19 protein-coding genes are annotated in these 16,565 nt (G+C 68.3%); 10 read left to right on the top strand and 9 right to left on the bottom strand.

Translation table 11 applies throughout. The annotated features are described in order from the left end of the window. The first annotated feature begins 26 nt into the window (after positions 1 to 26). Together AC1DVU_RS06255 and AC1DVU_RS06260 are read left to right on the top strand one after the other, a co-directional pair. The gene (locus AC1DVU_RS06255; protein WP_476921557.1) at positions 27 to 461 is read left to right on the top strand and encodes an SRPBCC family protein; all 435 of its coding nucleotides are present in this window, start codon (positions 27 to 29) and stop codon (positions 459 to 461) included. Positions 462 to 563: 102 nt separating this feature from the next. Continuing rightward, a complete protein-coding gene (locus AC1DVU_RS06260; protein ID WP_476921558.1) occupies positions 564 to 851 on the top strand; it encodes a hypothetical protein in 288 nt (95 codons plus the stop codon). A 36-nt stretch (positions 852 to 887) separates the two neighbouring features. Here AC1DVU_RS06260 and AC1DVU_RS06265 read toward each other — a convergent pair whose 3' ends face one another. Both AC1DVU_RS06265 and AC1DVU_RS06270 read right to left on the bottom strand, forming a co-directional pair. Further along, a complete protein-coding gene (locus AC1DVU_RS06265; RefSeq protein WP_476921559.1) occupies positions 888 to 1,946 on the bottom strand; it encodes a helix-turn-helix transcriptional regulator in 1,059 nt (352 codons plus the stop codon). A gap of 1 nt (position 1,947) precedes the next feature. Continuing rightward, a complete protein-coding gene (locus tag AC1DVU_RS06270; RefSeq protein WP_476921560.1) occupies positions 1,948 to 2,733 on the bottom strand; it encodes an SDR family oxidoreductase in 786 nt (261 codons plus the stop codon). Positions 2,734 to 2,836: 103 nt separating this feature from the next. On the opposite strand from AC1DVU_RS06270, the gene cysD reads away from it, so the two are divergent. The 3 genes from cysD to AC1DVU_RS06285 are packed head-to-tail and all read left to right on the top strand — an operon-like array spanning position 2,837 to position 6,338. Beyond that, complete coding sequence (cysD, locus tag AC1DVU_RS06275) at positions 2,837 to 3,748, top strand: sulfate adenylyltransferase subunit CysD (RefSeq protein WP_476921561.1); 912 nt, start codon at positions 2,837 to 2,839, stop codon at positions 3,746 to 3,748. After that, the gene (cysC, locus tag AC1DVU_RS06280) at positions 3,748 to 5,586 is read left to right on the top strand and encodes an adenylyl-sulfate kinase (protein WP_476921562.1); all 1,839 of its coding nucleotides are present in this window, start codon (positions 3,748 to 3,750) and stop codon (positions 5,584 to 5,586) included. Before cysD ends, cysC begins: the two co-directional genes overlap by 1 nt. Then, complete coding sequence (locus AC1DVU_RS06285; protein WP_476921563.1) at positions 5,583 to 6,338, top strand: 3'(2'),5'-bisphosphate nucleotidase CysQ; 756 nt, start codon at positions 5,583 to 5,585, stop codon at positions 6,336 to 6,338. The genes cysC and AC1DVU_RS06285 overlap by 4 nt, the downstream gene beginning before the upstream one ends. 75 nt (positions 6,339 to 6,413) lie before the next feature. Here AC1DVU_RS06285 and AC1DVU_RS06290 read toward each other — a convergent pair whose 3' ends face one another. The 4 genes from AC1DVU_RS06290 to AC1DVU_RS06305 form a co-directional block, all read right to left on the bottom strand. Then, positions 6,414 to 7,481 carry an NAD(P)H-dependent flavin oxidoreductase gene (locus AC1DVU_RS06290; RefSeq protein ID WP_476921564.1) on the bottom strand — a complete coding sequence of 356 codons (1,068 nt, stop codon included), beginning with the start codon at positions 7,479 to 7,481 and terminating at the stop codon, positions 6,414 to 6,416. Beyond that, positions 7,478 to 8,239, bottom strand: coding sequence for a CoA-transferase subunit beta (locus AC1DVU_RS06295; protein ID WP_476921565.1), 762 nt, complete (start codon positions 8,237 to 8,239; stop codon positions 7,478 to 7,480). The genes AC1DVU_RS06290 and AC1DVU_RS06295 overlap by 4 nt, the downstream gene beginning before the upstream one ends. Positions 8,240 to 8,315: 76 nt before the next feature. Further along, complete coding sequence (locus AC1DVU_RS06300) at positions 8,316 to 9,188, bottom strand: CoA transferase subunit A (RefSeq protein WP_476921566.1); 873 nt, start codon at positions 9,186 to 9,188, stop codon at positions 8,316 to 8,318. Beyond that, a complete protein-coding gene (locus tag AC1DVU_RS06305; protein WP_476921567.1) occupies positions 9,185 to 9,967 on the bottom strand; it encodes an enoyl-CoA hydratase family protein in 783 nt (260 codons plus the stop codon). The genes AC1DVU_RS06300 and AC1DVU_RS06305 overlap by 4 nt, the downstream gene beginning before the upstream one ends. A 37-nt stretch (positions 9,968 to 10,004) precedes the next feature. On the opposite strand from AC1DVU_RS06305, the gene AC1DVU_RS06310 reads away from it, so the two are divergent. The 5 genes from AC1DVU_RS06310 (at position 10,005) to AC1DVU_RS06330 (ending at position 14,213) form a co-directional block, all read left to right on the top strand. After that, positions 10,005 to 10,772: an SDR family oxidoreductase gene (locus AC1DVU_RS06310; RefSeq protein WP_476921568.1), complete on the top strand. Its 768-nt coding sequence runs from the start codon at positions 10,005 to 10,007 to the stop codon at positions 10,770 to 10,772. Further along, the gene (locus tag AC1DVU_RS06315; RefSeq protein ID WP_476921569.1) at positions 10,769 to 11,650 is read left to right on the top strand and encodes an SDR family oxidoreductase; all 882 of its coding nucleotides are present in this window, start codon (positions 10,769 to 10,771) and stop codon (positions 11,648 to 11,650) included. The genes AC1DVU_RS06310 and AC1DVU_RS06315 overlap by 4 nt, the downstream gene beginning before the upstream one ends. Positions 11,651 to 11,667: 17 nt before the next feature. Continuing rightward, entirely contained in the window at positions 11,668 to 12,204 is a 537-nt protein-coding gene (locus AC1DVU_RS06320; protein ID WP_476921570.1) for a hypothetical protein, read from the top strand. A gap of 22 nt (positions 12,205 to 12,226) precedes the next feature. Then, entirely contained in the window at positions 12,227 to 12,697 is a 471-nt protein-coding gene (locus AC1DVU_RS06325) for a nitroreductase family deazaflavin-dependent oxidoreductase (RefSeq protein ID WP_476921571.1), read from the top strand. A gap of 133 nt (positions 12,698 to 12,830) precedes the next feature. Next, entirely contained in the window at positions 12,831 to 14,213 is a 1,383-nt protein-coding gene (locus AC1DVU_RS06330; protein WP_476921572.1) for an LCP family protein, read from the top strand. Positions 14,214 to 14,227: 14 nt separating this feature from the next. Here AC1DVU_RS06330 and AC1DVU_RS06335 read toward each other — a convergent pair whose 3' ends face one another. From AC1DVU_RS06335 to AC1DVU_RS06345, 3 genes are all read right to left on the bottom strand, one after another. Next, positions 14,228 to 14,986, bottom strand: a complete 759-nt coding sequence (locus tag AC1DVU_RS06335) for an SDR family NAD(P)-dependent oxidoreductase (protein WP_476921573.1) — start codon at positions 14,984 to 14,986, stop codon at positions 14,228 to 14,230. Continuing rightward, the gene (locus tag AC1DVU_RS06340) at positions 14,986 to 15,477 is read right to left on the bottom strand and encodes a carboxymuconolactone decarboxylase family protein (RefSeq protein WP_476921574.1); all 492 of its coding nucleotides are present in this window, start codon (positions 15,475 to 15,477) and stop codon (positions 14,986 to 14,988) included. Before AC1DVU_RS06340 ends, AC1DVU_RS06335 begins: the two co-directional genes overlap by 1 nt. Before the next feature lie 222 nt (positions 15,478 to 15,699). Next, on the bottom strand, positions 15,700 to 16,485 hold the full coding sequence (locus tag AC1DVU_RS06345; protein WP_476921575.1) for an SDR family NAD(P)-dependent oxidoreductase: 786 nt from the start codon (positions 16,483 to 16,485) through the stop codon (positions 15,700 to 15,702). Positions 16,486 to 16,565: the final 80 nt, after the last annotated feature.

Here is a 16,565-nt window from a genome sequence, read left to right on the forward strand (position 1 = left end):
CGCGGTGACTGGCTACGCTGTCGGCCATGGCCGTTTCTGGCACCACTGAGTTCGACGTCGCCGCGACACCTGAGCAGGTCATGGACGCGGTGGCAGCTGTCGAGGATCTCCCCAAGCGCTCCAGCGCGCACAAGTCCGCAACCGTCGAGTCGCGACACCCGGACGGGCGACCCCAGCGCGTACGTGCCAAGGTCTCGGCTGCGGGATTCAGCGATGAAGAGGTCACGGACTACACGTGGGACGAGCCGCGATCCGTGACCTGGACGCTGGCCGAGAGCTCGGTCCAGTCCATGCAGGTCGCGACCTACACGCTGACGCCGACCGACGGCGGCACACACGTACGCCTCGACCTCGAGATCGGCGTCAAGGTGCCGATGCCCGGGTTCGTGCTCAAGCGGGTGCTCAAGAGCGCGCTCGACACCGGGAGCAAAAGTTTCAAGGCGTACGTCGAAGGTCGCTAGACGCTCCAGCATTGACCAGAGGACCCCAGGATTCTGGGATGGGCCGTCGCAGGCTCGCTACCTAGCGTTGATGAGGATCACTCTCTCAACGCAGGAGTCGCCATGACCACGCTTCAGATCGAACACGCCATCGTGGATTTCGAGCTCTGGAACTCAGCCTTCGACCGATTCGCGGAGCTCCGGGAGGAGGCCGGCGTTCGTGCGCACCGGGTCCAGCGACCGCTCGACGATCCGCACTACGTGGTCATCGATCTCGACTTCGGCACGGTCGACGAGGCAGAGAAGTTCCTGACGTTCTTGCGGGAGAAGGTCTGGACATCCTCCGAGAACGCGCCAGCCTTGGTCGGAACCCCGCAGACCAGGATCCTCGAGCTGGTGAGTGGCTCATGAAGGCAATCGCGGTCATCACCGCGCAGCACGAGGCGGTCAGGTGCCCAGGGCGCGGGACAACAGGGTGGGACGGTTGTGCGTGGCGGTCTTGGCGAAGATCGACTTGAGGTGGTCCTGCACGGTGTGCTCGGACAGGAACATGAGGCCTGCGACCTGGCGGGTGTCGGTCCCGGTCATGAGGTGGCTCAACAGCTCGCGCTCACGCGCGGTGAACCCGAAGGCGCTCGCGAACAGCTCCGCTCGTTCGGTCGGCGAGGTCTCCTCGATCGTGACGGCGATGTCGCGGTCGCCGACGGCTGCCGTTTCCCCGATCCGGGCAGCGCGCAGGGTGACCCATCGGCCGTCCGAGACATGCACCCGGGCAGACGGAGGATTCTGGTCGATGTCCTGCTCGACGGCCAGGAGCTGGGCGGCGACGTTGTAGGCGCTCGCCGGGATCGGCGCCTGGCCCTCCTCTGGTGGCACGAGCGCCCGCAGGTACTCCTGTGTCTCGGCGGTCTGCCGGAGCACGTCGAGATCCGGGGACAACAGCAGCACCACCGGGCCGATCCGGCGGGCATCTCCGTGCGCCGCCACAAACGTGCTGGCCTGGCACCGACGCAAGGCCGTCGTCACCGGAGCGACGATGCCGGCGAGGTAGTCGATCTCGGCCGGAGTGAACCGCGCCGTGCCGGACCGCCACAGGTCGAGGAATCCCCAACACCCGAATCGGTCCCGATGGACAAGCGACGCCACGTCGCCGATGTCGTACCGAGAGAGCAGATCGCGCCACAGGCGGCTTCGGGACAGGTCACCATCGGTCGCGTCGTGGAGCGAGGCGACAGGCGAGTCGGTCAACGTCGTCCATCGGTTGATGTCGGTGACGTACTTGAGGCGGACCAGGAGCGGGAGCTCGGGCAGGCAGGGGACGTCCGCCAACGGCGCAGACCCGACTGAGGTCCCGGGATCGGTCAACAGCCACGCGTACGCGTCGAAGCCGACCACGCGTCGGATCTCGTCGACCAGCTGGAGGCGCAGTGTCCTCGCATCGGTAGCGGACTCGCAGATTCGGACGACGCGAGCTTGCGAACGCGCGTACGCCACCGGGTCGGCCATGTCAGACGTTCCAGCCCTCGGGTGACTGGGGATGCAGCATGGCGTCGGTGCCACCGTCGGCGTACACGACGGAGCCGACCATCAGGCTGTTGGCGTCCGACAGCATGAACGCGATCAGTGCCGCGATCTCGTCGGTGCGGCCCGCCCGGCCGATCGCCGTGGGATAGGCCTCGACGAGCGGGCCGATCTCCACGTCGGCGAGGAGCTGGTCGGTCATCGGGCTGGCGATCATGCCGGGCGCCACGGCGTTGAGTCGTATGCCCTGCCCGATCCACGCGTCGGTCACGCACTCGCGGCGGGCCCACCAGGCCAGCGCGGCCTTGGTCGCCGGGTAGACCATGACGGACTCGGCCCCGGCAGCGTCGGCCCGTGCGGCCGGCTCGTCGTCGGCGAGGCAGTGCCCTGCGACCGAGGCGCGCCAGCCCGGCATGCCCGTGATCGAGTTCGACGCGAGCAGGACGACACCGGCGCCACCGGCGGCTGCCAGCTGGGGCTGCAGCCCGCGTACGAGCGCGACCGCGCCGAAGAAGTTGACCGAGACCACGAGTGCGGAGTCGACGCCGGTCGCCCCGGCGATGCCCGCGCAGGGGACGAGGCCGTGCACGACGTCGGTCAGCTCCTGGACCGCGGCCACCGCGTGCGTACGCCCGTCGAGCGTCGACAGGTCGGCGACGATGTCGGCATCGCGCCGGTCGATCGTGATCACCTGATCGCCCTGGGACCGCAGCAACGACGTGGTCGCAGCCCCGATCCCGCTGGCGGCCCCGCTGACGACGTACGTCTTCACGGGCCGACTGTAGCCGTGTGCGCGAGTTTGGTTGCGGTTCTTGCTGCCGCCTGCAAAACTAGAACATGTTCTATTTCAGTCCTGCCCCTCGCGAGCGTGCGGCATGACCCAGACGTACGTGCTGACCGACCTGGACAAGCTCGAGGCCGAAGCGGTGCACATCTTCCGCGAGGTCGCGGCGACGATCGAACGACCTGCGCTGCTGTTCTCCGGCGGCAAGGACTCGGTCGTGATGCTGCACCTGGCGGCCAAGGCGTTCTGGCCGGCACCCGTGCCGTTCCCCGTCATGCACATCGACACCGGGCAGAACTTCGACGAGGTCATCGAGTTCCGCGACCGTACGGTCGAGCGCTTCGGGCTGCGGCTCATCGTCGCCAGCGTGCAGGACGACATCGACGCCGGCCGCGTCGCTGAGATCGGCGGACCCCTCGGCCCCCGCAACAAGCTGCAGACTGTGTCGTTGCTGCGCGGCATCAAGGAGAACCAGTTCGGCGCCGTGTTCGGCGGTGCCCGGCGCGACGAGGAGAAGGCGCGCGCCAAGGAGCGCGTCTTCAGCTTCCGCGACGAGTTCGGCCAGTGGGACCCGAAGAACCAGCGCCCGGAGCTGTGGAGCCTCTACAACGGCCGGCACCGCAAGGGCGAGAACATCCGCGTCTTCCCGATCTCCAACTGGACCGAGCTCGACGTCTGGAACTACATCCTCCAGGAGGAGATCGACCTCCCGGAGCTCTACTACGCGCACGAGCGCACCGTCGTCGAGCGCGACGGCATGCTGCTCGCGGTCAACCGGTTCATCCAGCCGCAGCAGAGCGAGGAGCCGGTCGACATGACGGTGCGGTTCCGCACGATCGGCGACGCCACCTGCACGGGCTGCGTCGAGTCGCAGGCCGCGACGCCGGAGGCGGTCGTCGCCGAGGTGGCCGCGGCTCGCATCACCGAGCGAGGTGCGACGCGTGCCGACGACGCGATCTCCGAGGCCGGCATGGAAGACCGCAAGAAAGAGGGCTACTTCTGATGTCGCAGCTGCTGCGTATCGCCACCGCCGGAAGCGTCGACGACGGGAAGTCCACCCTCATCGGCCGGCTGCTGTTCGACGGCAAGGCCATCTTCGAGGACCAGCTCGGTGCCATCGAGTCGGCGAGTGCTGCTCGCGGTCACGAAGGCCCCGACCTCGCACTGTTCACCGACGGCCTGCGGGCGGAGCGGGAGCAGGGCATCACGATCGACGTGGCATACCGCTACTTCGCGACCCCGAAGCGCAAGTTCATCATCGCCGACACCCCCGGCCACATCCAGTACACGCGCAACATGGTCACCGGTGCGTCCACTGCGGACGTCGCGCTGATCCTGATCGATGCGCGCAACGGCGTCCTCGAGCAGTCCCGGCGCCACGCCTTCCTCGCGACCCTGCTCGGCATCCCTCACCTCGTGCTGTGCGTCAACAAGATGGACCTCGTCGGCTACTCCCAGGAGCGGTTCAACGAGATCCGCGCGGAGTTCGAGGCGTTCGCGTCGAAGCTCGAGGTCCCCGACCTGACGTTCATCCCGGTCTCGGCGCTCACCGGCGAGAACGTCGTCACCCCGAGCAGCGCGATGCCCTGGTACGAAGGGCCGGCCCTGCTCGGCTACCTCGAAGAGCTGCACGTCGCGTCGGACCGCAACCTCATCGACGCCCGTATGCCGGTGCAGTACGTCATCCGGCCGCAGCAGGCCGACTTCCACGACTTCCGTGGGTATGCCGGCACGGTGGCCGGCGGTGTCTTCCGGCCGGGCGACGAGGTCGTGGTGCTGCCGTCGGGATTCTCGACGATGGTCACCAACGTCTGGGGCCCCGGCGGGACGAAGCTGGACGAGGCTTTCACCGGTCAGTCGGTGACGATCGAGCTGGCCGACAACCTCGACATCAGCCGCGGCGACATGCTCTGCCGGCCCAACAACCGGCCGACCAGCACGCAGGACGTCGACGCGATGATCAGCTGGATGGACAGCGACCTGACGCTGTCGACCGACACGACGTACACGATGCTGCACACCACGCGGGACACCCGCGTGTCGGTCAAGGAGCTCGAGTACCGGCTCGACATCAACACGCTGCACCGCGTGGAGGACGCGCCGACGCTCGGGCTGAACGAGATCGGCCGCGTACGACTGCGCACCCAGAAGCCGCTGCACTTCGACCCCTATCGCCGCAACCGTGACACCGGCAGCTTCATCCTGATCGACGAGGCCACCAACAACACCGTCGCCGCCGGCATGATCCTCGGCGCCAGCCAGAACGAGCCCAACATCGTCTGGCACAGCGGTGCGGTGACGCGAGAGCACCGCAAGACCAAGGGCATGACGCTGTGGCTGACCGGCCTGTCCGGCTCCGGCAAGTCGAGCGTCGCGGTCGAGATCGAGCGCCGCCTGGTCGCCTCCGGCCAACCGGCATACATCCTCGACGGCGACAACCTGCGCCACGGCCTCAACTCTGATCTCGGGTTCAGCCCCGAGGACCGGCAGGAGAACGTACGTCGGGTGACCGAGGTGGCCAGGCTCATCGCGGATGCCGGCGTCGTCGCGATCGTCTCGCTGGTCAGCCCCTATCGCGCGGACCGTGACGCGGCCCGCGCTGCCCATGAAGCCGACGGCCTGCCGTTCCTCGAGATCTTCATGGACACCCCGCTCGAGGTGGCCGAGGCCCGGGACACCAAGGGGCTGTATGCCAAGGCGCGCGCCGGCGAGATCTCGGACTTCACCGGGATCAACGCGCCGTACGAGGCACCGATGCGCCCGGACCTGTTGTTGCGGCCGAGCGACGGTGACGCAGGTACGCTCGCGGGAATCGTCATCGACCGGGTGGAGCAGGTATGAACGAGGAGCGGGATGCGGCACTGGCGGCTGAGCTGGCCGAGCGGGCGGGAGCACTGCTGCTCGAGCTGCAGGAGACCTCTGGCCTGACCGGCAAGGAGCTCGGCAAGGCCGGGGACGCCAAGGCCAACGAGCTGCTCATCGCGCTCCTGGCCGAGCGACGACCGGGAGACTCCGTGCTGTCCGAGGAGTCGGCGGACTCGCCCGAGCGCCTCTCCGCCGATCGGGTCTGGATCATCGACCCGCTCGACGGCACCCGGGAGTACGGCATGGCGGGTCGTGCGGACTGGGCGGTCCACGTCGCACTGTGGGAGCGGGGGGCACCGGGCTCAGCGATCACGGCCGCTGCGGTGGCTCAGCCCGCTCTGTCCACGGTCTACTCGACCGGGCGTTCGTCGGCGATGCGCGGCCCGCACTCGCATCCGATCTTCCTGGTGAGCGACACCCGCCCGCCGGCATTTGCTGCCGCGGTGGCCGAGGAGCTCGACGCGGAACTGCAGCCGATGGGCTCGGCCGGCGCCAAGGCGATGGCCGTGCTGCGCGGCGACGCCGACGCCTACCTGCACGCGGGCGGCCAGTGGGAGTGGGACTCGGCCGCGCCGGTCGGCGTGGCGCTCGCGGCCGGCCTGCACGCGTCACGGGTGGACGGGTCGGCGCTGACATACAACGCGGCTCACCCCTACCTGCCCGACCTCGTCATCTGCCGGGCAGACCTCGCTGAGAAGATCCTCTCGGCGATCGCCGCAGCGAGCTAGACCCCCCGTTGGCGGTGAGTCAGGGCCCACCGGGCGTCGATTCTTGAGCCCTAAGTCACCGCTCCTCCACCGTCCTCAGACCGCATAGTCACTGGCCCGCTTGAGGGCCGACGCCGCCTCGGTGATGACGCGGTCGATGAGCTCTTCGCAGGTCGGCAGGTCGTCGATGACGCCGACCACCTGACCGGAGGCGAGGACACCGGCGGTCGCGTCGCCGTCGACGAGCCCGGCCTTGAGCATCATCGGCGTGTTCGCGGCGAGGGCGAGCTGGCCGAGGGTGCGGCCTTGTTCCTTGCGCATCGCGCGGCCGTCGACGGCGAGCTGCTTCCATGTCATCCCGGCCATGCGCTTGAACTCGAGCGTGCGCCGCGCGGTCGGGAGGACGCGCCGTATGCCGGCATCGCCCTCGACCTGGTTGACGAGGTCGGTGCGGAGCATGCGGTGCGGCATGCCGTCGACCTTCTTGGTCACCACGGTGTCGTCGAGGCCCGCGGCGAGGTAGCGCTGCTTGACCTCGTCCGGCACACGGCTGTCCGCCGTCAGCAGGAACCGGGTGCCCATGCCGACGCCGGCAGCGCCGTACGAGAGGGCAGCGGCGAGCCCGCGGCCGTCGAAGAACCCGCCCGCCGCGATGACCGGGATGTCGACCGCGTCGAGCACTGTCGGCAGCAGCAGCGTGGTCGGCACCGAGCCGGTGTGGCCACCGCCCTCGCCACCTTGGATCATCACCGCGTCGGCGCCCCACGACGCGACCTTCACCGCGTGCTTGGGCAGCCCGACGCTGGGGATGACGACGATGTCGTGCTCCTTGAGGCGGGCGATCAGCTCGGGCTTGGGCGCCAGCGCGAACGAGGCGACCTTGACGCCGTACGAGATCAGCAGGTCGCACCTCGCCGGGGCGTCGGCGGCGTCAGCCCGCAGGTTCACACCGAACGGCTGGTCGGTGCGTTCCTTGACCTCGATGATGGCCTGCTCGAGCTCGGGCAGCGTCATCGTGGCCGACGCGAGGATGCCCAGGCCACCGGCGTTTGCGGTACCGCTGACCAGGCTCGGTCCGGCGACCCAGCCCATGCCGGTCTGGACGACCGGATGGCGTACGCCGGTCAGCTCGGTGAGCGGGGTCGACAGCAGCTGGTCGATCACGAGGTCGGCACTTCCCGCTCGCGGATGTTCGACGGGTCGAGCAGCTCGCGGATCAGCACCAGCTCGCCATCCGTGGGCGTACGAGTCTCGGGCACCTCGCCGTCGGCATGGATCTCGCACCCACTCGCCGCGCGTACCTCATCGATCGTCACCCCGGGGTGCACCGAGACGAAGCGCATCGTGTGCTCGGGCCCGCCGAAGTCGAAGACGCCGAGGTTCGTGACCAGCCGGTGCACATGGTGGAACCGCGTCGCAGCAGGGCCGGCAGCCTCGGCCCGGGCGCGACCGATGCCGGACACGACGTCGACCTGCTCCACCACGACTCGCGTGGAGTGCTTGGGCACCCAGTAAGACGTCTTGTTGTTCACAGTGTTGCCGGGGGCGCCTCGTACGCCCAGCAGCTGGCGGGTCGGCTTGTCCCACGGGCCGATCGCGGAGATGTTCTGGTTGCCGTGCCGGTCGATCTGGGTGGCGCCCATCATCACGTGGCGCTTGCCGTAGGTGACCACGGACTCCAGCACGAGCCGGAACGGCATCCAGCCCTCGGTGACGTCGGCAGTCTGGCCGAGCGGGGGCGTGCCACGCAGGATCCGAGCCTCGCCATCGGTCAGCATCAGCCTCGGGTTCGTCGTGTTCTTGGCCAGCCGGGCGCCCAGCGTGGGGAGCAGTCCCATGGGGCTGCCCATGATCTCGCCGTCGTCGGCGAAGCAGTCCGCGATGGCGACCGCGCAGTGCTCGGATCGGGTCACGTCGCTCATGCCGGCACCTCCGTGGAAAGGCAAAGATACGGACCTGCCGGCATGAGTGCCCTTTGATTCGCTCGCTGGCGCTCGCTCATTTCGCCTCCTCGGCTCGGAACGCGGTGACGGCGGCTTGGTAGGCCGCCTCATCGCCGGCGAGGAACCGTTCGTGGAACGCCGTCCAGTCCTCTGGCGTCTTCGCGGCCGTCGCGTACGCCTTCTGGAACTTCTCGTCCCGCTCGTACGCCGGGGTGCAGGTGGTGAAGTGCGCGCCGTTCGGCGTCTCGACCACGCCGGCGACCATCGTGCGGTTGAGCAGCATGCTCTGCAGCGGTGCGTCGACCGTCAGCCCGGCCGAGTCGATGATCTGCTCGGTGGAGACGTACGCCTCGCGCGCGGCCATGCAGAACAGGTCGTCGAAGTACGGGTCAGGGCCGAGGTACTGCGCGTTCCCGTACTCGTCGGAGCGGTTCATGTGCACCAGGGCCACATCGAGGGTCAGAGCCGGCACAGCGACCAGCTCCTCGGCGTCGTCGTACGGCGACACGACCGTGCGCAGGTCCGGGTCGTTCTCCAGCACGGCGGAGCCGAGGCCGGCGCGCGTCGGCAGGAACGGGACACGCTGGGCGGCGGCTCGCAGGCCGGTCTGGAACATGCCTTCGTCCCACTCCCGGAACTCCGCGGAACCTTCCACCCGCGCCTTGCTGAACAGCGGCTCGAGGGGGATCGAGTCGAGGGTCGCGAAGGCATACGTCACCCGGCTGGCCTTGCCGGACGCCAGCAACAGGCCGACGTCCGGTCCGGCGTACGACACGATGTGCAGGTCGGTGAGGTCGCTGCGCAGGATCGCGCGTACGAGCGCCATCGGCTTGCGCCGTGAACCCCAGCCTCCGATGCCGACGGTCATCCCGCTCTCGATGCGGCCGACGACCTGGTCGATCGTCAGCTCCTTCGACGGTGCTCTCATTTGGCAGCCTTGTCTGTGCCAGCACTCTGCACACTTTTCGCCGTTCCGGCGAAGTCGTCGCGGAGCTCGTCGCTCACGCCCATCAGGTTGAGCTCCATCGTGAATCCTTGCTCGAAGCGATAGCTGGTGTTGACGTCGATCGGGTCGATGCCGTTGAGCGCTTCCTTGGCGGCACGGATGACCCGGCCGTCCTTGGCGGCGATCTCCGCGGCGAGGCTCAGCGCCAGGTCGTCGAGCTGGTCGCGCGGCACGACGTCGAACACCGAGCCGTGCTGGACCAGCTCGGTCGCCGGAATGGTCCGGGCGGTGAAGTAGAGGGTGCGCATCAGGTGCTGGGGGACGAGCCGCGCCAAGTGCGTCGCCGCGCCGAGTGCGCCCTGGTTGACCTCGGGCACCCCGAAGTATGCGTCGTCGCTGGCGACCACGATGTCGGAGTTGCCGACCAGGCCGACCCCGCCACCGAGGCAGAAGCCGTGCACCGCGGAGATCACCGGGACGGCGCACTCGTACACCGCCTTGAACGCGGCGAAGCAGCCCTTGTTCGCACCGATCAGGGCGTCGAATCCGGTCGTGTTCTGCATCTCCTTGATGTCGACCCCGGCGTTGAACCCCTTGCCTTCGGCGCGGAGCACGACGACCTTCGTGGCGAGGTCGGCGCCGGCCTCGTCGAGCGCGCTCGCGAGGTCGAACCAGCCCTGGACCGTCAGCGCATTGACCGGCGGGTGGTCCATCGTGACGACGCGGATGCCGTCGTCGCGGAGCTCTGAACGTATGGTCATGGCTGCCAACCTAACATTTGCTTGGTAGCCTGTCAGCATGACTCTGGCCTTGGATCTCTCCGGACGCGTCGCGCTGGTGACCGGCGGCTCCCGTGGGATCGGTCGCGGGATTGCCGCGGTGCTCGTCGAGGCGGGCGCCACGGTGGTCACGTGTGGCCGCTCGGACGCCTCGGATCCGGCGGAGGGCATGGAGCACCTGATCTGCGATGTACGCGATGAGGACGCAGTCGAGGCACTGATCGCCAGCGTCGTCGCCACGCACGGCCGCCTCGACCTGCTCGTCAACAATGCCGGCGGGGCGCCGTACGCCCTTGCCGCCGACTCGAGCTCCCGGCTCGACGACAAGATCCTCGGCCTCAACCTCTCCGCGGTGCTGACCGTCTCGAAGGCGGCCAACGACGTGATGCAAGGGCAGCCCGACGGTGGCGCGATCGTCAACATCTCGTCGGTGTCTGCGCTGCGTCCGTCGCCCGGCACCGCGTCGTACGGCGCCGCGAAGGCCGGCGTCGACTCCCTGACGAAGTCGCTTGCCGTCGAGTGGGGCCCCCGCGTCAGGGTCAACAGCATCGACGTCGGGCTGTGCCGCACCGAGCAGACCGCCGACCACTACGGCGACGATGCGAGGGTCGCCGCGGTCGAGGCCACCATTCCGTTGGGGCGGATGGCGGAGCCCGAGGAGGTCGGCCGCGTCGTCGCGTTCCTCGCCTCGGACCTCGCCTCGTACGTCTCCGGGGCCACCCTCGCCTGCCACGGCGGCGGCGAACCTCCCGTCTTCCTGCACGTCGTCACCAAGGAGCAGCAGTGAATCTTCTCGAAGGCCGTATCGCGATCGTGACCGGAGCGGGCCGCGGCATCGGCCGGGCGCACGCGCTCGAGCTGGCCAGGCAGGGCGCGAAGGTCGTGGTCAACGACTTCGGTGTCTCGCTGGCGGGTGAGTCCGACGCCGAGTCGCCGGCGGACGCGGTCGTCTCCGAGATCAAGGCACTCGGGGGCGAGGCGGTCGCCAACGGTGCCGATGTCGCGGACTTCGCGCAGGCCGAGGCCATGGTGCAGCAGGCCATCGACACGTTCGGCGGCCTCGACATCCTGGTCAACAACGCCGGCTTCGTCCGCGACCGGATGCTGGTCAACACGTCCGAGGACGAGTGGGACGCGGTCATCCGGGTGCACCTCAAGGGTCACTTCGCGCCGCTGCGTCATGCGGGTGCGTACTGGCGCAACGAGTCGAAGGAAGGTCGTACGCGCGCTGCCCGTGTCATCAACACCTCCTCGGGTGCCGGGCTGCAGGGCTCGATCGGCCAGACGACCTACTCCGCTGCCAAGGCCGGCATCGCCGGTATGACCCTGGTCGCCGCTGCCGAGCTCGGCCGGTACGGCGTGACGGTCAACGCCATCGCGCCGGTCGCCAAGACGCGTATGACCGAGGGAGCGTTCGACACCTCGGCGATGCCGGAGCCCGAGGACAACTCGCCCGTGGTGGCCTGGCTGGCGTCGGTCGAGGCCGGTGACGTCACGGGCCGGGTCATCGAGGTCGAGGGTGGCCAGATCTGCCTCGAGCAGGGCTGGACCCACGGACCGAAGCGGGACGCCGGTCGACGCTGGGACGCCGCCGAGGTTGGCGCCGCGCTGAAGAACCTGATCGCCGAGGCCGGAAACCCGGAACCTGTCTACGGCGTGAGCTGATGACGCCCCGGAACGCAATGAGGCGGGCTGCCTGGCTGTTCGTCATAGCGGTGTTCATGGGCGTCGCTGCATGCGGGCAGTCTGACGACCCAAGCGCACGACCGGTCATCCACGAAGACGTGCCGGCCGCAGAGATCCCGACCCTGTCGGCGGACGACATCGCAGAGGCGGATCAGATCATCAAGGACCTGCCGACCGCTCTACCGGATCTCGACAAGACGTTGCTCGACCTGTTGACGAGCCTGCCGCCGGAGGAGCAGGGACCCTGGCACGCGAAAGACCTGCGGTTGATCGGTGTCTCACGACACGTGATCCTGCCGCAGCCGTTGACGCTCGGGCCGGTGTCGCTTCCGGATATCGCGTGGGACGAGGCGACAGATGACTACAAGCCGTTCACGTTCCACTACGACTCGATCGTCGGTCTGCGGACGGTGACGATCTCGATCGACCTCAAGCTGGGCCGCGTCGTGGCGATCCAACCGGACGAGGCCAAGAAGGTCACTCCGAACGACAAGACCGAGTTCCCCGCCGTGGAGGACGGCGGGCTCGGCTAGCTTCGCGCCATACTCTTCCGGCATGGGTCTGTTCACTCCGCTCGCCGTGCGTATCGGCTCCATTCCGTGGCTGCCGCGTTACGTGCCGCAGATCATGTGGGTCGACAAGCTGCTGCAGCGGGTGACTCGTGGACGCCTCAGCCTGCTCGGCATGGCTGGGCTGCCCAACCTGATGCTCACCGCGATCGGGCGCAAGAGCGGCGTCCCACGCGACACCCCACTGCTCTGCGTGCCGTACGGCCAGGACATCCTGGTCGCCGGGTCGAACTTCGGCATGGACAAGGAGCCGATGTGGGTCAAGAACATCGAGGCGAACCCCGAGGTCACGGCACGATTCCGGCGCCGTACGTCGGCGATGGTCGCGCGCCGACTCGAGGGTGACGAACGCGAAATTGCGTGGGCGCACATGGTCGACACGTGGCCCAACTTCGCCAAGTACGAGCAGCGCACCGACCGGCAGATCAAGCTCTTCCAGCTGACCGCCAAGCCCTGACCCACGGCGGTGTGTCCCGCGTCGGGCCGTGTGGAGCATCACGTCGCGTTCACATCGTTCTCTCAGGCCCGACTCGTATGCTCAGGAGTTCTGCCGATCCGTGATCGGCCCTCGACCTGCAGGAGATTCGACCGTGACGAGCGATGCCACGCCACCCACACCCAAGGGCGCTCGACGCCGCCCGAAACGGGTCTGGCGACGCCTCGTGATCGGCTTCGGCGTGTTCGCGCTGGTGCTCGGCATCGGCGGTGCTGCGGCCTACCAGAAGCTCAACGGCAACATCGAGTCGAACCAGCTGGGCCCGTCGCTCGTCAAGGACGACACCCCTGAGGGCGCGACCAACATCCTGTTCATCGGCTCCGACTCCCGCAAGCTCAAGTCCAAGGGCTACGGCAACGAAGCCGGACAGCGCAGCGATGCGCTGATGCTCGTGCACTTCTCCAAGGGCAACAAGCGCGTCGAGGCAGTCCAGATCCCGCGCGACACGCTCACGACCCTCCCCGCCTGCAAGGACACCGGAAGCGGAGCCTTCGCCGGCGGCGCCAACCTGATGATCAACTCGGCGCTGGCCGGCGGTCCGGCCTGCTCCGTGCGCGCGGTCGAGGCCATCAGCAACGTCCACATCGACCACTTCGTGCAGCTGGACTTCGACGGCTTCGCCTCGATGGTCAATGCCCTCGGCGGCGTCAACGTGTGCCTCGACAAGCCCATGGTCGACCCCGACGCCAAGCTCAACCTGCCGGCCGGCAAGCAGCATCTCAACGGCAAGAACGCCCTGGCTCTGGCCCGTACGCGCCACGCCGTCGGCGATGGCAGCGACATCGGCCGTCTCGGTCACCAGCAGGTCGTCATGTCGTCGATCATCAGCCGCGCCCGGAGCGCAGGTGTGCTGACCCGCCCCGACCGGCTCTTCAAGTTCCTCAACGCCCTGACCTCGTCGATCACGGTCGACGAGGGGATCTCATCGATCTCCAAGCTCACGGGCCTCGCCAAGCGGGCCAAGGCGGTGCCGGACTCCAAGATCCGGTTCATCACGATGCCCACCGGCGCAGCACCGACCGACCCCAACCGCGTCGTCAAGACCGCTGACGCGGACACGATCTTCGCCTCGATCGCCAAGGATCGAGAGGTCCCGGTCGAGAGCAAGGACACCGAGACCACGACGGCCCCCAAGACCCCCGTCAGGGTGCTCAACGCCACCAGCACGCAGGGCCTCGCCTCATCGGGCCAGGCCGCGCTGGCCAAGGAGGGGTACGTGGTCTCCGGCATCGGGACGGCGCAGAAGAACTCAGCCAAGACCCGCATCTTCGTCGACAGCACCCCCGAGGCGCTCGCGACGGCCAAGGCGCTCAACAAGAAGTTCGGCTTCAAGGCCGAGATCGTCGAGCAGCCCAGCGGCATGACGGGCGTATGGCTGATCGTGGGGACCGATCGGGTGCAGGCTGGCTTCGAGCCGAGCACACCCGACGCCGTCAAGGCGACGACCCGCACGGCCAGCGACTCGCTCTGCTCCTGACGCTCGCCGTTGAGTCAGCCGGCGAGGTGGCCGTGATCGACCATCTGGATGCTGCCGTGGATCGAGGACGCGTCGTCCGAGGCCAGAAACACGATGACCGCCGCGACGCTGTCGGCATCCATCAGACCGCGGTTCGCAGCGACGCGCATGATCAGCTCCCAGTCCGCATCGTCGGGAACGCTGATGGTCTGCGCCTGCGGGGTGTCCATCCCGCCCGGGCACACGCAGTTCACCCGTAGCGGTGTCTTCAGGTACTCGATCGCCAGCGCCCTGGTGAGGCCGACGATGCCGTGCTTGGCAGCTGTGTACGCCGCTGAGTATGCCTCGCCCATCACCCCGGCCACCGAGGCGACGTTCACGATGTTGCCCCCGGTCTCGAGCAGATGTGGGATCGCTGCCTGGGACAGGTGGAACGCGCCGCTGAGGTTCAGCGCGATGTCCGCGTCCCACTGCTCCTCGGTCACGTCGGTGGTCACTCGGAAGTCGTGTCGCCCCGCGTTGTTGACCAGCACGTCGAGCCGCCCGTACGCGTCGACCGTGGCAGCGACCGCGGCCCGGCAGTCGGCGGCTGACGAGACATCGAGGTGACCGAACCGGACCTTCCCGGGCAGGTCCGCACAGGATGCCGCGACCTCGGCAAGCTTCTCCTGGTCACGGGAGGCGGCGTGGACGAGACCGCCGCCCGCAGCGAACCGGCGTACGGCCGCCGCGCCGAGTCCCGAGGACGCACCCGTCACCAGGATGCTGCGGCCGGCGAACTGAGACTCGGCCATCAGCGGGCCGACAGGTGCGACGGCAACACGCACACGGCGTCGAGGCCGAGCACGCGGTTGAGCCGCCCGAATGCGAGCCACGAGCCCAGGCACATGCTCAGCTCGACGATCTCGCGCTGGTCGTACTCCGCCAGCATCCGCTGCCAGAATGCGTCGTCGATGCTGTGATGGTCGGTCGCGTAGCGCTCGGCGTACTCCGCAGCCAGCCGCGTACGTTCGTCGAACGCCTCAGTCGTGCGCCACTCCTGCACAGCCTGGTCGAACGAGTCCTCGACCGTCTCGCCCTCGCGCTCTGTGCGCCAGTCCTGGCAGAACAGGCAGCCGTTGATCTGGGCTATCCGCAGTCGCGCCGCCTCGAACTCTCGGAGGCCGAGGGTCGAGTCGGAGTAGACCTTCATCGAGAACGTGGCAGCCGCACTGCCGATCCCGGGCACCATCTCGCCCCACACGTAGCTGATGGGGTCCTTGCCCTCGGGCACGTCGATGATCATGTCGACAATCTAGAACGTGTTCCAGTTTCTGAGAAGGCCTTGAGCGTTGTTGCCGGTCGAGTAGGGCAGCGAGCTCTGCGAGCAGGCCGTATCGAGACCCCGCGAGTCGGTGAGCTCGCTCGAGCCGGGGAAGTCACCTGACGTGGTCTCGATACCCTCGCTCGTCCCTCGCTCGGACTCGACCACCGAGTGCTCGCTTGAAGTCTTGCCCTTGCCGGGAGGTCAGACGGTGTAGCCGCCGTCGACGTCGAGCTTCTGGCCGGTGATGAATCCGGCGCGGTCCGAGGCCAGGAAGCAGACGGCTTCGGCGATGTCGGCGGCGTTGCCGAACCGGCGCAGCGGGATGTTGGTCCGGGTGATTGCCAGAGCTTCGTCGTCGAGCTCGCCGGACTCGATCAGTCGTGCGGCCATGCCGTCGGTGAGCATTCCGGGCCCGACGGCGTTGGCCCGGACGCCGAAGCGCCCTTCTTCCGCAGCGAGCCCGCGTACGAGCTGCTCCACCGCACCCTTCGGCGTTGACGAGAGCCCGTCCCGCACGGGGAACCGCGCGGTCGCCGCCGTCGTGACCGCGACGATCGAGCCCTTGGTCTGGCGCAGCATCGGCAGGGCAGGCTGCACGAGGTTGAAGAAGCCGACCGCGTCCTGGTTGAGCTGCTCGGCGAAGTCCGCGGGTGACACGTTCGAGAGATGCACCATCGGGACGTGCGGACCGGCGGCGTAGACGAGCGTGTGCAGGCCGCCGTACGCCTCGGCGACCTCGGCCAGCAGTGCACCGCACGCCTCGGCCGACGTGACGTCGAGCGCGTGCGCGCTTGAACGTACGCCGAGGTCGGCGGCCGCTGAGGCGACGGCCTTGCCGGCTACCTCGTTGCTGCGGAACGTCACAGCGACGTCGCTGCCGCGCGCCGCGAGCATACGGACGATCTCGGCACCCAGTCCGCCGCTGCCGCCGACCACCAGGGCACCACCAGTCGCCTCGGCGAAGTCGGTCGAAAGGTCGTCACTCATGAGGTGCCGAACTCTACCGAGCGGTTGTCCGATGTGTGCGAAACTGGTAGAACGTGTTCTAGATTTCACCGTGGAGGTGG

The sequence above is a fragment of the Aeromicrobium sp. P2_G6 genome (assembly GCF_056403535.1).

Coding starts and splice junctions, on each gene's coding strand:
- AC1DVU_RS06255 (WP_476921557.1), top strand. CDS start 27: ATGGCCGTTTCTGGCACCACTGAGTTCGACGTCGCCGCGACACCTGAG.
- AC1DVU_RS06260 (WP_476921558.1), top strand. CDS start 564: ATGACCACGCTTCAGATCGAACACGCCATCGTGGATTTCGAGCTCTGG.
- AC1DVU_RS06265 (WP_476921559.1), bottom strand. CDS start 1,946: ATGGCCGACCCGGTGGCGTACGCGCGTTCGCAAGCTCGCGTCGTCCGA.
- cysD (WP_476921561.1), top strand. CDS start 2,837: ATGACCCAGACGTACGTGCTGACCGACCTGGACAAGCTCGAGGCCGAA.
- cysC (WP_476921562.1), top strand. CDS start 3,748: ATGTCGCAGCTGCTGCGTATCGCCACCGCCGGAAGCGTCGACGACGGG.
- AC1DVU_RS06285 (WP_476921563.1), top strand. CDS start 5,583: ATGAACGAGGAGCGGGATGCGGCACTGGCGGCTGAGCTGGCCGAGCGG.
- AC1DVU_RS06295 (WP_476921565.1), bottom strand. CDS start 8,239: ATGAGCGACGTGACCCGATCCGAGCACTGCGCGGTCGCCATCGCGGAC.
- AC1DVU_RS06300 (WP_476921566.1), bottom strand. CDS start 9,188: ATGAGAGCACCGTCGAAGGAGCTGACGATCGACCAGGTCGTCGGCCGC.
- AC1DVU_RS06305 (WP_476921567.1), bottom strand. CDS start 9,967: ATGACCATACGTTCAGAGCTCCGCGACGACGGCATCCGCGTCGTCACG.
- AC1DVU_RS06310 (WP_476921568.1), top strand. CDS start 10,005: ATGACTCTGGCCTTGGATCTCTCCGGACGCGTCGCGCTGGTGACCGGC.
- AC1DVU_RS06320 (WP_476921570.1), top strand. CDS start 11,668: ATGAGGCGGGCTGCCTGGCTGTTCGTCATAGCGGTGTTCATGGGCGTC.
- AC1DVU_RS06325 (WP_476921571.1), top strand. CDS start 12,227: ATGGGTCTGTTCACTCCGCTCGCCGTGCGTATCGGCTCCATTCCGTGG.
- AC1DVU_RS06335 (WP_476921573.1), bottom strand. CDS start 14,986: ATGGCCGAGTCTCAGTTCGCCGGCCGCAGCATCCTGGTGACGGGTGCG.
- AC1DVU_RS06340 (WP_476921574.1), bottom strand. CDS start 15,477: ATGATCATCGACGTGCCCGAGGGCAAGGACCCCATCAGCTACGTGTGG.
- AC1DVU_RS06345 (WP_476921575.1), bottom strand. CDS start 16,485: ATGAGTGACGACCTTTCGACCGACTTCGCCGAGGCGACTGGTGGTGCC.